General features: G+C 43.6%; 14 protein-coding genes. 4 read left to right on the top strand and 10 right to left on the bottom strand.

Annotated elements, in window-relative coordinates; genetic code table 11:
* The first annotated feature begins 63 nt into the window (after positions 1-63).
* A complete protein-coding gene (gene pyk, locus PSI23_RS06010) occupies positions 64-1,506 on the top strand; it encodes a pyruvate kinase (RefSeq protein ID WP_273554234.1) in 1,443 nt (480 codons plus the stop codon).
* A 114-nt stretch (positions 1,507-1,620) separates the two neighbouring features.
* Here pyk and lpxM read toward each other — a convergent pair whose 3' ends face one another.
* The 3 genes from lpxM to znuA form a co-directional block, all read right to left on the bottom strand.
* Positions 1,621-2,589 carry a lauroyl-Kdo(2)-lipid IV(A) myristoyltransferase gene (lpxM, locus tag PSI23_RS06005; protein WP_273554233.1) on the bottom strand — a complete coding sequence of 323 codons (969 nt, stop codon included), beginning with the start codon at positions 2,587-2,589 and terminating at the stop codon, positions 1,621-1,623.
* Positions 2,590-2,728: 139 nt separating this feature from the next.
* On the bottom strand, positions 2,729-4,057 hold the full coding sequence (gene mepM, locus PSI23_RS06000) for a murein DD-endopeptidase MepM (protein ID WP_273554232.1): 1,329 nt from the start codon (positions 4,055-4,057) through the stop codon (positions 2,729-2,731).
* Between the two features lie 20 nt (positions 4,058-4,077).
* The gene (gene znuA / locus PSI23_RS05995; protein ID WP_273554231.1) at positions 4,078-5,037 is read right to left on the bottom strand and encodes a zinc ABC transporter substrate-binding protein ZnuA; all 960 of its coding nucleotides are present in this window, start codon (positions 5,035-5,037) and stop codon (positions 4,078-4,080) included.
* 52 nt (positions 5,038-5,089) lie between these two features.
* On the opposite strand from znuA, the gene znuC reads away from it, so the two are divergent.
* Both znuC and znuB read left to right on the top strand, forming a co-directional pair.
* Positions 5,090-5,872, top strand: coding sequence for a zinc ABC transporter ATP-binding protein ZnuC (gene znuC, locus PSI23_RS05990; protein WP_273554230.1), 783 nt, complete (start codon positions 5,090-5,092; stop codon positions 5,870-5,872).
* Entirely contained in the window at positions 5,869-6,654 is a 786-nt protein-coding gene (gene znuB, locus PSI23_RS05985) for a zinc ABC transporter permease subunit ZnuB (protein WP_273554229.1), read from the top strand. The genes znuC and znuB overlap by 4 nt, the downstream gene beginning before the upstream one ends.
* 141 nt (positions 6,655-6,795) lie before the next feature.
* Here the strand turns inward: znuB and ruvB are convergent, their stop codons facing one another.
* From ruvB to aspS, 6 genes are all read right to left on the bottom strand, one after another.
* Positions 6,796-7,806 carry a Holliday junction branch migration DNA helicase RuvB gene (ruvB, locus tag PSI23_RS05980; RefSeq protein WP_273554228.1) on the bottom strand — a complete coding sequence of 337 codons (1,011 nt, stop codon included), beginning with the start codon at positions 7,804-7,806 and terminating at the stop codon, positions 6,796-6,798.
* 16 nt (positions 7,807-7,822) lie between these two features.
* Positions 7,823-8,440 carry a Holliday junction branch migration protein RuvA gene (gene ruvA, locus PSI23_RS05975; RefSeq protein WP_273554227.1) on the bottom strand — a complete coding sequence of 206 codons (618 nt, stop codon included), beginning with the start codon at positions 8,438-8,440 and terminating at the stop codon, positions 7,823-7,825.
* 79 nt (positions 8,441-8,519) lie between these two features.
* Positions 8,520-9,041, bottom strand: coding sequence for a crossover junction endodeoxyribonuclease RuvC (gene ruvC / locus PSI23_RS05970; protein ID WP_273554299.1), 522 nt, complete (start codon positions 9,039-9,041; stop codon positions 8,520-8,522).
* A gap of 179 nt (positions 9,042-9,220) precedes the next feature.
* Positions 9,221-9,964: a YebC/PmpR family DNA-binding transcriptional regulator gene (locus PSI23_RS05965; RefSeq protein ID WP_273554226.1), complete on the bottom strand. Its 744-nt coding sequence runs from the start codon at positions 9,962-9,964 to the stop codon at positions 9,221-9,223.
* A gap of 38 nt (positions 9,965-10,002) precedes the next feature.
* Positions 10,003-10,437, bottom strand: a complete 435-nt coding sequence (gene nudB, locus PSI23_RS05960; protein ID WP_273554225.1) for a dihydroneopterin triphosphate diphosphatase — start codon at positions 10,435-10,437, stop codon at positions 10,003-10,005.
* Positions 10,437-12,206 (bottom strand): aspartate--tRNA ligase, encoded by a 1,770-nt coding sequence (gene aspS, locus PSI23_RS05955; RefSeq protein WP_273554224.1) that lies wholly within the window; start codon positions 12,204-12,206, stop codon positions 10,437-10,439. Before aspS ends, nudB begins: the two co-directional genes overlap by 1 nt.
* A gap of 765 nt (positions 12,207-12,971) precedes the next feature.
* Here aspS and PSI23_RS05950 point away from each other — a divergent pair.
* Entirely contained in the window at positions 12,972-13,526 is a 555-nt protein-coding gene (locus tag PSI23_RS05950) for an Ail/Lom family outer membrane beta-barrel protein (protein ID WP_273554223.1), read from the top strand.
* Positions 13,527-13,580: 54 nt separating this feature from the next.
* Here PSI23_RS05950 and PSI23_RS05945 read toward each other — a convergent pair.
* Positions 13,581-13,875: phage tail fiber protein (locus tag PSI23_RS05945; RefSeq protein WP_444876148.1), on the bottom strand; the 295-nt coding region annotated here is incomplete at its 5' end.

Below are 13,875 nucleotides of genomic sequence, written 5' to 3'. Positions count from 1 at the left end.
TCAATAAAGCTGCAACTTGAAAAACGCAAAGTATATATACTTCACAAGTCAACGGAGTAATACATGTCCAGACGGCTCAGAAGAACAAAAATCGTCACTACACTCGGCCCGGCTACAGATCGTGACAACAATCTAGAAAAAGTTATCAGCGCGGGTGCCAACGTCGTCCGCCTTAATTTCTCTCATGGCACTGCGGAAGATCATGTCCAACGTGCGAATAAAGTGCGCGAAATTGCCGCCCGTTTAGGCTGTCACGTTGCTATACTTGGTGATCTTCAAGGGCCTAAAATACGCGTATCCACGTTTAAGGAAGGAAAAATTTTCCTGAATGTTGAGGATAAATTCCTGCTGGATGCCAATCTGGGTAAGGGAGAAGGAAATAAAGAAAAAGTCGGTATTGACTATAAAGGTCTACCGTCTGATGTAGCGGCCGGTGATATCCTGCTATTGGATGATGGGCGCGTTCAATTGAGAGTCCTGAAAGTTCAGGGCATGCAAGTCTTCACAGAAGTAACCGTTGGAGGCCCACTTTCCAACAATAAAGGCATCAATAAACTGGGCGGGGGATTATCAGCCGAAGCACTGACCGAAAAAGATAAAGAAGATATCATTACAGCCGCCAAAATTAGTGTTGATTATCTTGCTGTTTCTTTCCCCCGTTCAGGTGAAGATTTGAATTACGCCCGTCGTCTTGCACGAGATGCAGGCTGTGAAACCCAAATTGTCGCAAAAGTTGAGCGAGCGGAAGCCGTCAGCAGCGATGAAATTATCGACGAAATCATTCTGGCGTCTGATGTTGTCATGGTTGCCCGTGGTGATCTTGGTGTTGAAATCGGTGACCCTGAACTGGTCGGCGTACAGAAAAAACTGATTCGTCGTGCCCGCCAACTGAATCGTGTCGTGATTACTGCTACACAAATGATGGAATCCATGATCACCAACCCAATGCCGACGCGTGCTGAAGTTATGGATGTTGCTAATGCGGTACTGGATGGTACTGATGCGGTTATGCTTTCTGCCGAAACTGCGGCGGGTCAATACCCAGCGGAAACCGTTGCTGCTATGGCAAAAGTCTGTATCGGGGCGGAAAAAATGCCGGGTATCAATGTCTCCAAACATCGCTTGGATATTACATTTGATAGCATTGAAGAAGCAATTTCAATGTCTACCATGTATGCAGCCAATCACTTAAAAGGCGTCAAAGCAATTATTGCCATGACCGAATCTGGTCGCACGGCTCGCATGATGTCTCGTATTAGTTCTGGCCTGCCCATCTTCTCCATGTCACGCCATGAATCGACCTTAAACCGTACCGCACTTTATCGTGGTGTAACACCTGTTTATTGTAGCTCACACACTGATGGGATCGCTGCGGTAAGCGAAGCTGTTAACCGCCTGCGTGATAAAGGCGACCTCACCACCGGAGATTTAGTGCTGGTGACTCAGGGCGATCAGATGAGAACAGTTGGTAGTACCAATACCTGCCGCATACTTGAAGTTGAATAATAAATAACTGAATAATAAATAGTTGAATAACGAATTATTCATAAAAACAGATGATAAGTGGTAGTGTACTGCCACTTATCATCATTAACCGGAGGGCTGGAAATTATTCAAGAATCAAAGTTCTTTCCTTTTATAAGGCTCAATATCCCCTTCTTTCCGCGTCTTGAGTAATTTTAAGATCCAAGTATATTGTTCAGGATTAGGTTTAACTAATTCTTCTAATTCCTCATTCATGCGACGAGCAATATAAGCATCATCTTGCCCTGCAATATCGTCCATTGGTGGACGTATATAAATATCCAACTGATGGGTTTCGTAATTATAAACCGGAAATAACGGAACAACGGCTGCCCGGCAAACTTTCATCAAACGCCCAAGTGCTGGCAGTGTCGCTTTATAGGTGGCAAAAAAATCGACAAATTCGCTATGTTCTTCACCATGATCCTGATCGGGCAAATAATATCCCCAAAAGCCTTCACGTACCGATGCAATAAAGGGCTTAATTCCTGCATCACGAGAATGCAAACGTCCACCAAAATGCTGACGCGCTTTATTCCACAAATAATCAGCTACAAGGTTGCTCTGATGGTTAAACATACCTGATATTTTGTAACCACGTGCTGACAAAAGCATGGCAGGAATATCAATTGACCATCCATGAGGAACCATTAGGATGACATTTTTCCCTTGTGCTTGTAATGTCTGAAAAATTTCCTCACCGTGCCACTGAGTACGCATCAACGTTTCTTCAGCGCCTTTTAGGCAAAGCTCTGCCAGCATGACAAATGACTGAGGCGCACTAGCAAACATTCTATCAATCAAGTCTTCGCGCTGTTGTTCCGTTAACTCAGGAAAACAGTAAATTAAATTGATTTTCGCCCTGCGACGAGCGCTTTTCGCTTTTTTACCCGCCCAAACACCTATCTTGGCTAACAATGGATCACGCCATTTTGCTGGAATATAAGCCAATCCGGCCAATACTCCTACACCAGCCCAAAGCCCCCAATAACGAGGATGCAAATAAGATCGATGAAACCGAGGGACATATCCCAATTTACTATCTGTATCTTTTTCTCTATTCATGAGCTAACTCTGATGATTCCAACACTCGCTTTCAAGGCACAAGTTTACAACAAAAAATAATATAAAAGCGGATGATAGCAATCATCCGCTTTTATGTCTGTCAATAATCTGGAGCAGGAGTACTTAATCCGGCAACAACTTAATCTAGCAACAATTGAGGTTTAATCTCCTTAATCATTGCTACATATTCTGTACGCTCTTTGCCACTTAACCCGCCAGAACGCGGTAATTTTGCGGTGAGCGGGTTAACCGGTCGCTGATTATCCCAGAATTCAAAGTGCAAATGTGGGCCTGTTGAACGTCCTGTACTTCCTGATAGCGCAATACGTTCACCTCGTTTCACTTTCTGACCCGGTTTTACCAATAATTTCCGCAAGTGCATATATCGAGTGGTATATTGACGGCCATGTCGAATGGCGATGAAATTACCCGCTGCACCATCAAATTTGGATACAATAACTTCACCATCACCAACCGCCAGAACAGGAGTTCCTACAGGCATAGCGAAATCAACCCCTCTGTGTGCAGTAACTCTGCCAGTGACCGGATTTAACCGATGTGGATTGAAAGAAGAAGACACTCTGAATTGTTTAGTTGTAGGCAAACGCAAGAAACCACGCTCCAGACCGGAAGCATTGCTATCATAAAAACGGCCATCATTGGCACGGAAAGCATAATAATCATTACCTCCGCTCTGTAAGTGAACACCTAACAACTGGCTCTGTTCACTTTTTCCATCAAGCATTTCACGGGACATCAGCACAGAAAAACGATCGCCTTTACGTAATTTACGGAAATCTATCTGCCATTGCAGCGCTTTTGTCACTTCTCTGGCTTCACTGCTGGTTAACCCAGCGGTCAGGGCGCTACCATTAAAACTACCATCGACTGTGCCTATAATAACTTTATTTTTCCATTCCCCTTTCTGGAATTCTTGTACTTCTTGGAAATCACTACCTTCGCGGGTATAAGTACGAATTTCACGACGCGAAATATCCCACGTCAGTGTTTTTAAATTACCGTTATCGTCAGTAGTCCACGATAATGATTGACCAATATTTAAATTACGCAACGCGCTATATTGATTTGCCAACAAAGCAATATCGGAAGAGTTAATGCCAAACTGATTTAAAATCGAACTCAGGCTATCCCCATTGGAAACAACATACTTATGCGGAACATTTGTTGCTGCATCAGAACTGCCATCTTCATCCCCAATGCCTTCATTGGGAAGTTGTTCATTATCATCCCCTGCTACATCATCTGTCGCATCTGGATATGCTACTTCCGGAACACTATCGGAAATATTGAGAATAATGTTACCTGTCCGTTCTTCTCGTTCATGGTAAATAACCGGCCGCCATATCGCGATAGCCAAAGTGACCAGCGTTAGGGATCCAAGCATGATCTTATGTGGTTTGGGCAGGTTGTTGTATACCAGAACGATAGTTTTAGCTATTTGCTGCACTAATAAAATTCCTTATTGTACTAATTCAGGCAGCTCGCATATTGTTGTGACAGCTGAGTTATAAATTTCATATAGCTATCTTTGTCCAATGCAATGCCACTCCCTAAAGGGTCAAGTATTCCGATGCGTACATCTGTGCCTTTTGCTACGGCATGAATAACAGCTGGCCTGAATTGAGGTTCAGCAAAAATACATCTCGCTTTCTGCTCAACTAATTGTGTTCGTATATAGTGTAATCTCTGGGCTCCGGGTTGTATTTCAGGATTAACCGTAAAAACACCCAACGGGGCCAGTTGGTAGTGTTTTTCAAAATAACTATATGCGTCATGAAAAACGAAATAACCCTGTTTTCTTATAGGCTTTAAAATATTAGCAATATTCTTATCAGTTTGTGCAAGCTGTCCATTGAATTTACGTAGGTTTACTTCTAATCGCTGTTTTTGCTGAGGATATTGTTCAATAAGCTGATCATATATTGCCTGAGCGACTTTCTTCGCAATCTCTGGAGAAAGCCAAATATGCATATTATATTCGCCGTGATGATGATGTTTATGATCTGTATCATATTTATGATTATGTAATTCACTATCGAAATCATTATCATCTTCATTATTCTTCAACAACAGTGGTTTGATGGTTAATAATTCAGCCAGTGCCAGCTGTTTTTTCCGTTCAATTTTAGCTATCGGTTTTGCCAAAAAAGTTTCCATATCCGGGCCAATCCAGACAACCAAATCAGCCTGATTAATTTTTTGTACATCCAGAGGCCGTAACGCATAATCATGTGGAGAAGCGCCATTGGGCAAAAGTACCTGAGTATCTGTTACACCATCAGCAATGGCGGTAGCAATAAAACCCAATGGACGAATAGATGTAACGACATCTGCCTGCGCAACGCCATTCATCCCTGCTACTAATGCAGTAGCTAGCGCGATTTTACGAAAAAATTTATGCGCGTATTTCTGTGGCTTGTGTAACATAATATGAATATTCCATGCAAAAAAAACAATTTTGTTATATTATAACATCTCAATGATTCTGCAAGATTCTTTTAACACGTTAACTATGATAACCCTAAAAAATATTACGGTTGAATTTGGTCACCGCAAGGTATTGAACAATATTTCATTTAATCTCAAGCAAGGTAAAATTCTGACCCTGATCGGCCCGAACGGAGCGGGGAAATCGACTCTGGTTCGTGTCGTTCTTGGTTTAATCCAAGCTACTTTGGGCACTATCGAAAAAAGCCCTGTGCTGAGAATTGGTTATGTCCCACAGAAACTTAACCTTGATCCCACTCTGCCCATGACTGTTAAACGTTTCATGATGCTAAGACCCAACGTGAAATCAGCAGATATCATGCCAATATTAAATCGGGTCAACGCGACCCACTTGCTGGAACAACCCATGCAGAAACTGTCAGGTGGAGAAACTCAACGAGTGTTACTCGCCAGAGCCTTACTGAATCAACCTCAACTTTTGGTTCTTGATGAACCAACACAAGGTGTTGATGTCAATGGCCAACTGGCGCTTTACGATTTAATCAATCAAATCAGGACAGAACTTAATTGCGCTGTACTTATGGTATCTCATGATCTGCACTTAGTAATGGCGAAAACAGACGAAGTTTTATGCCTTAACCAACATATTTGCTGTTCTGGAACACCAGAAGTGGTGTCAATGCATCCAGAATTTATTGCAATGTTTGGACGTCATGGTGCAGAGCAACTGGCAGTTTACCGCCATCACCACAATCATCATCATGATCTTAGAGGGAAAATAATTTTGAAAAACGTTGGAGAATCGCGTCGATGATTGAATTATTGCTTCCCGGCTGGCTAGCCGGTATTTTTTTGGCCATTGCCGCAGGGCCTCTTGGTTCTTTTGTCGTTTGGCGCAGAATGTCCTATTTTGGCGATACACTTGCACACGCATCACTGCTTGGTGTCTCATTCGGCTTCTTACTGAATGTAAATCCATTTTATGCAGTTATTGCCGTTACACTCATCCTGGCAATTATTTTAGTTTGGCTGGAAAAACGTCCGCAATTGGCGGTTGATACATTATTAGGCATTCTGGCTCACAGTGCTCTATCGCTCGGTTTAGTCGTCGTCAGTTTTATGACCAATGTCAGAGTCGATATGATGGCTTACTTATTTGGTGATTTACTGTCTGTGACTTATGAAGATCTCTGGTTGATTGCGGTCGGTGTCGCGATTGTTGCTGGATTGCTGATATGGCAATGGCGCGCTTTGCTATCAATGACAGTTAGCCAAGATCTGGCTTTTGTCGATGGCATTAAAATCCAACGCCTACGTGTTCTCCTGATGTTAGTGACAGCATTGACCATTGGGCTGGCGATGAAATTCGTCGGAGCATTAATTATCACTTCCTTGCTGATTATCCCTGCCGCTACCGCTCGTCGTTTCTCCCGCACACCTGAACAAATGGCATGTTTTGCAATTATTCTCGGTATGCTTTCTGTTACGGGAGGGTTAACGTTATCGGCGTTTTATAACACTCCGGCAGGGCCTTCTGTTGTGCTTTGCTCAGCAATATTATTTGCATTGAGTTTAATGTGTAAGGCAAGAAGCTGATATTTATCCTCATCACTTTTTATTTTACTGCTTTTTAACCGCCCAAATGCGACCAACAAGGGTTACAATTTAACTAGTTGTAACCCTTTTATAATTTGGGAGTAATTGGCTTACACATTTATCGAATTACACTTTCATAGATTATGATCCACTTTCCTTGCTTAATCCAAAATGCTGATAAGCATGATTGGTCGCAATTCTCCCTCGTGGTGTTCGTTGGATAAATCCTTGTTGAATCAGGAAAGGCTCCAATACATCTTCGATAGTTTCTCGTTCTTCACCAATCGCCGCTGCCAAGTTATCCAATCCAACAGGACCACCCATAAATTTATCAATAATGGCCACCAGCAACTTACGATCCATATAATCAAACCCGGCTGAATCCACATTCAGCATATCAAGGGCTTGGGATGCAATAGTGTTATCCACCGAGCCATTACCTTTCACCTGAGCAAAATCACGCACACGACGCAATAATCGATTAGTTATACGGGGAGTCCCACGGGAACGCATCGCGATTTGCCTTGCACCGTCATCTGAAATACTTAATCCCATATAGTGCGCGCTGCGGGAAACGATACTCTGCAAATCATCAACATTGTAAAACTCAAGGCGTTGTACGATACCGAATCGATCACGTAATGGTGAAGTTAAAGAACCCGCGCGAGTGGTTGCTCCAACCAAAGTGAATGGCGGGAGATCAATCTTGATTGATCGGGCGGCAGGCCCTTCGCCAATCATGATATCCAGTTGATAATCTTCCATTGCGGGATAGAGAATTTCTTCCACAACTGGCGATAAGCGGTGAATTTCATCAATGAATAGCACATCATGCGGTTCCAGATTGGTAAGCATGGCCGCGAGATCCCCCGCTTTTTCCAACACTGGCCCCGATGTTGTTCGGAGATTAACCCCCATTTCATTTGCAACAATATTTGCCAGCGTGGTTTTACCCAATCCGGGAGGCCCAAAAATTAACAGGTGATCCAATGCATCACCACGTTGACGAGCCGCTTGAATAAAAATTTCCATTTGCTCACAAACATGAGGTTGACCAACATATTCAGACAGAAATTTCGGCCGAATAGCACGATCAACAGCTTCATCATCTTGCAGAACTTCTGCTGAAACCAGACGGTCAGCTTCAATCATCACTCAACTCCTGTGATTACAGAGCCGCACGAAGCGCTTCTCGAATAAGGGTTTCACAATCTGCGCCCGGTTTAGCTACTTTGCTCACCATCCGGCTGGCTTCCTGTGGTTTATATCCCAGAGAAACCAATGCCGCTACTGCTTCTGCTTCAATATCGGCAGAGGAGTTCGCTTGTTTGGTAGCAACAGGCAAATTAATATCACTACTTTGGTTAAACAGATCGCCATTAAGCCCCTTAAAGCGATCTTTCATCTCAACAACGAGTCTTTCAGCCGTTTTTTTACCGACACCCGGTAATTTAACCAATGAAGCAATGGCTTCCTGTTCTATTGCCGTAACAAATTGCTGGGCAGACATGCCGGAAAGGATCGCCAAAGCTAGTTTTGGTCCAACGCCATTCACTTTAATCAGTTCACGGAAAAGTGCCCGCTCTTGTTTATCATTAAACCCATATAATAACTGAGCATCTTCACGTACAATAAATTGCGTAAATAAAATGGCTTCCTGACCAATTTCAGGCAGTTCATAAAAACAGGTCATTGGCACATGAACTTCATAACCGACACCATTAGTTTCCAATAAAACCAACGGCGGCTGTTTTTCCAACACGGTTCCTCTCAAACGCCCTATCACTGTTTACCCCCTGAAAATAAAAATAAATCGTTCCGCTAGCTTATAGCACAAAAAAAACTGGACGTATATCCAGCATCAATTATTTCAAGCGGCCTCGAGTTAAATTTAACCGCACATCACCTACCCGGAGTAAATTTTGATTGAAATGACAATGCGTGATGGCAATAGCCAGAGCATCGGCGGCATCAGCCTGCGGATTAGCAGATAATTTCAACATCGAACGTACCATGTGCTGTATCTGGCTTTTTTCCGCCGCCCCCGTACCGACTATAGTTTGTTTAACCTGACGGGCTGCATATTCAAATACAGGAATAGACTGGTTAGATGCAGCGACAATCGCCACGCCACGCGCCTGCCCCAATTTCAAGGCGGAATCTGCATTTTTTGCCATGAAAACTTGCTCTATTGCAAAAGCATCGGGCTGAAATTGAGTGATAATTTCAGTCACTCCGGCATAGATCTTTTGCAAACGACTGGGTAAGTCATCTACTTTTGTTCGAATACAACCGCTACCAAGATAGATAAGTTGTCGTCCCTGTTGGCGGATAACGCCATACCCCGTAACTCTGGAGCCGGGGTCAATACCAAGAATAATCGCCATAATCGCCATATCAAGCTATTCACCATATCGAACAATTCACCACACGAGCTATTCACAAGATCGAATAATTCGCCTAAATCTTGCCCAAGTCGGTTCGCTTGTGATATGGGATAAAAACGTTAGAGAAAGTGCCCTGATATCAAGGAACACTTTCTCTACGCTGTGAACCCTAATGCTAATTACAGCAGTGCTGCAACCTCATCAGAGATTTCACCATTATGATAAACTTCTTGAACGTCGTCAGAATCTTCAAGCATATCGATCAGACGAAGTAATTTAGGTGCAGTTTCTGCATCCAGTTCCGCTTTGGTGGAAGGGATCATAGAAACTTCTGCGGAATCTACCTTGAAGCCCGCCGCGCCCAGGGCATCTTTAACATCACCAAAAGTCTCTGGTGTAGTGTAGACGTCAATCGCCCCATCGTCATAAGTTTCAACATCGTCAGCACCTGCTTCCAACGCTGCTTCCATCACCGCATCTTCATCCAAGCCCGGTGCGTAGGAAATAACCCCTTTCTTGGTAAACAGATAAGAAACAGAACCATCAGTGCCCAAGTTCCCACCCGTTTTGGTAAACGCGTGACGAACATCAGAAACAGTACGGTTACGGTTATCACTCAAGCACTCAACCATAACCGCTGTACCACCCGGGCCGTAACCTTCATAAATGATGGTTTCCATATTATCGGAATCGTCGTTGCCAACACCGCGGGCAATTGCACGATTCAAAGTATCGCGAGTCATGTTGTTGGACAGCGCTTTATCGATGGCAGCTCGCAAACGTGGGTTAGAATCTGAATCGCCACCGCCCAATCGTGCAGCTGTTACCAATTCACGGATAATTTTAGTAAAAATCTTACCGCGTTTTGCATCCTGTGCAGCCTTGCGGTGTTTCGTATTGGCCCATTTACTATGACCTGCCATGAAAATATCTCCGATAAAACGTCTTGTAGACTAATGAACTAAATTACAAACTCTTCAATTGCTTGCCGATTGCTCCACGACTTTGTCAATTTAGCGGCTTCTTCCGCCGCCATCCATTGATAAGCCAGATGTTCAGTCAGCAAGATTTCTCGCTCCTCGGGCAACGCCAGAAAGAACCAATGCTCTTTATTCCGCGTTACTCCCGGAGCATATCGATGTCGTAAGTGTGAGAAAATTTCATAATAAAGACAGCGTTGACAATCCATCAGTTCAAGATTTTCATTGATAATATCAATGCCTATCTCTTCCTGTACTTCGCGTAACGCTGCCTCCCTCGGTTTTTCGTCCTTTTCAAGGCTACCTGTTACAGATTGCCAGAATTCAGGATCGTCCCGTCGCTGTAACATCAGCACCCTTTTGCTGTCAAAGGCGTAAATCATAACCAGTACAGATTCAGGGCGCTTATAAGCCATTATTCGCTCTCTTTTTTAACCACTGAAATAGCCAGCTCTTCCAATGCTGCCGAATTCGCCTGACTTGGAGCATCAGTCATCAGACATGCTGCTGCCGTTGTTTTCGGGAAAGCAATCACATCACGAATATTATCTGTATTGGTCAGCAGCATGACGAGGCGATCCAAACCGAAAGCCAGACCTGCATGCGGAGGCGCACCGTATTTCAGGGCGTTCAGCAAGAAGCCAAATTTCTCCTGCTGTTCTTGCTCATTGATACCCAAGATGCGGAATACAACCTGCTGCATTTCATTGCGATGGATACGGACGGAGCCTCCACCTACTTCATAGCCATTGATAACCATGTCGTAAGCATTCGCTATAGCTGCTTCTGGGTTGCTTTCCAACTCAGACGCCGACAAATCACACGGAGCAGTAAATGGATGGTGCATTGCAGTCAAACCACCTTCGCCGTTGTCTTCAAACATTGGGAAGTCAACAACCCAAAGCGGTTTCCAGCTTGCCAGATCCGTGATGTTCAAATCGCGGCCCAGTTTCAAGCGCAACGCACCCATCGCATCAGTGACAATATTTTTCTTGTCAGCACCGAAGAACAGAATGTCACCATCCTGCGCATTGGTACGGGACAACAAGCCTTCGACAACTTCTTCGGACAGGAATTTGGCAACCGGGCTTTGTACTCCTTCCAAGCCAGCAGCACGGTTGTTAACTTTCATCCATGCCAGCCCTTTCGCTCCATAGATGCCAACAAATTTACCGTACTCATCAATTTGCTTGCGGCTCAGTTCTGCGCCACCGGGAACACAAATCGTTGCCACACGGCCTTTTGGATTATTTGCCGGTTCTGCAAAAACAGAGAACTCCACGTTTTTAACCAGATCAGCAACATCCACCAATTCCAGAGGGTTACGCAGGTCTGGTTTATCCGAACCAAAGCGACGCATGGCTTCTTCAAATGTCATAATTGGGAAGTTACCCAAATCGACACTTTTTACATCCAGCCAGAGTTCACGGATCATTTTTTCCATGATTTCGCGGACTTGTTCAGCAGTCATAAACGAGGTTTCAACGTCGATCTGGGTGAATTCTGGCTGGCGATCTGCACGTAAATCTTCATCGCGGAAGCATTTTACAATCTGGTAATAACGGTCAAAACCCGACATCATCAACAATTGTTTGAAAAGCTGAGGAGACTGCGGTAGTGCATAAAATTCGCCTTTATGAACACGGCTTGGCACTAAATAGTCACGCGCACCTTCTGGTGTTGCCTTAGTCAGCATTGGCGTTTCAACATCGATGAAACCCGCACCATCCATAAAACGACGCACAAAACCGGTGATTTTTGCACGAGTCTTCAAACGCTGAGACATCTCAGAACGACGCAGATCAAGATAGCGGTATTTCAGACGTTGCTCTTCGCTATTGTTCTGGTTGCTATCCAGTGGCAATGGCTCTGAGCGGTTGAAAGCCATCAGGCTTTCTGCGAAAATTTCAATTTCGCCGGTCGCCATGTCTTTATTGATTTGGTTATCAGGACGCGCACGCACGATTCCTGTGATTTGAATACAAAATTCATTACGCAGTTCAGAAGCCTGAGCAAAGACTTCTTCCTGGTCTGGGTCAAAAAATACCTGAACAATACCCTCGCGATCTCGCATATCAATAAAAATCAAACCACCCAAATCACGGCGTCGATTTACCCAACCACAAAGAGTCACTTTTTGGCCTTCATGGGCTAGGCTCAACTGCCCACAATAATTAGTACGCATACAATATCCTTTTACTCAGCTTGTTATGCTTTCTGCTGCGGAAATTTTGGCATTGTTCTTTTAAAAAAGAGTATTACACTTAATTTAATCCAATTAAAACATGCAATTAAATAAATTATACAACTTGATAAGATAACAAATGTACACCAGTATGTACAAACAGAAAACATACTCACTATAGCATATAGCAATGAATTTCACGCTCGTTAAATAGGGGAAATGAAGAGGATAAAGAACTGCGTCGCTACAGGGCAGAAATCTGCCCTTTAACTTATGGGATACCTGCACAATAAAAGGTGTGGTGATTTCCTCCATACCCAAAATGGGATGTCACACCTTGCGGCAACTATAACGATTTCCGTTACAATTGATTAACTCACTGATTTGTCCGAGGTCGTCACTTTGACCCCGTAGGGGATATCGATACTCCTTTGCGTCGAGGGTTATCACGTACCCAACACACGAAAGCACAAGGTATCCGAAAAATTTCTCACACACTCACCTGTGTGTACAAAACCAAAGTAGGCATTCCCACTTAGATGGGCTTTCAAATCCCAATTAACAATGCTGATTGAATTTTAACCCACAACTTTCTGCGGGTTCATCAACTGTCAATGTTTCATGGCGCTTGCTTGGAAATAAAAAGACATAACTAATTAAAATTTCTTTATATAAATTAATTTATTTGAGTTATTTTTTCCATTGTATTTTTTCGGAGTTTCTGTATATTTACGCCCGATTTATACAACAAACGAGATATTAATAATGAAAAAAGCTCTATTGACCTCAGCGATTGTAGCTGGATTATCTATCGCGTCATTCACAGCAAATGCAAGTGGCAAACACACCATTTCAGTAGGCTACGCTCAAAGCGATGTGAAACTGAAACTTGAAGGAGATAAACTGGATAAAAATCCAAAAGGTGTCAACTTGAAATATCGTTATGAAATTAATGATAATTGGGGAGTTATAAGCTCGTTCACATTGACTAGGGAAGAAGAGAAAATGTTCCTTGGCAATATAGGAAAACTTACCAGAGAAATTACTTATAGGTCATGGATGGCAGGTCCGACATATCGCTTTAATGAATATGTCAGCACCTATGCCTTGATTGGTGCGGCTAATATTGAAGATTATAAGACTGGATCTGGCTTAGGCGTATATATGACAGACAGAGAAAATAAAACAGCCGTTGCCTACGGTGCGGGATTACAATTTAACCCTATCTCAAATGTAGCTGTTGATGTTACCTACGAATACTCTGATTTGGAGAAGGCTAAAGTAGGAACATTTGTAGTTGGTGTTGGCTATCGTTTCTAATATGCAAATATCATAGCCCTCCCCACGAGGGCTTTTCCCCATCACAACTCCAACTCACCCTCTCCCCTGCCCCAAATTCCACACCGAATCCTCCGGCATCTGGACGCGGACAGAAATAGACCGACCGACAGGGATGTCAATCAAATCACCGTCAGCGTAACCGCTCCGTATATTTCGGGCGAATTCTGGCGCGTTTGGGTGCTCTCGGTGATAGGTCATTAATTTAATGGCACCATCCGGCAGCACTTTGTAATCCACCCAAATCAACGGTAATTTATTTTTGCACATCGGTATCTCAACGCCGCCATCGACACCACCCCATGCCGCATCGGCATTAAATCCCAGCACA

The organism is Xenorhabdus yunnanensis (genome assembly GCF_028598805.1).
Lineage (GTDB): Bacteria > Pseudomonadota > Gammaproteobacteria > Enterobacterales > Enterobacteriaceae > Xenorhabdus > Xenorhabdus yunnanensis.
The sequence above is the reverse complement of the archived record's forward strand: the minus strand, read 5'-3'. Positions and strand labels throughout refer to the sequence as shown.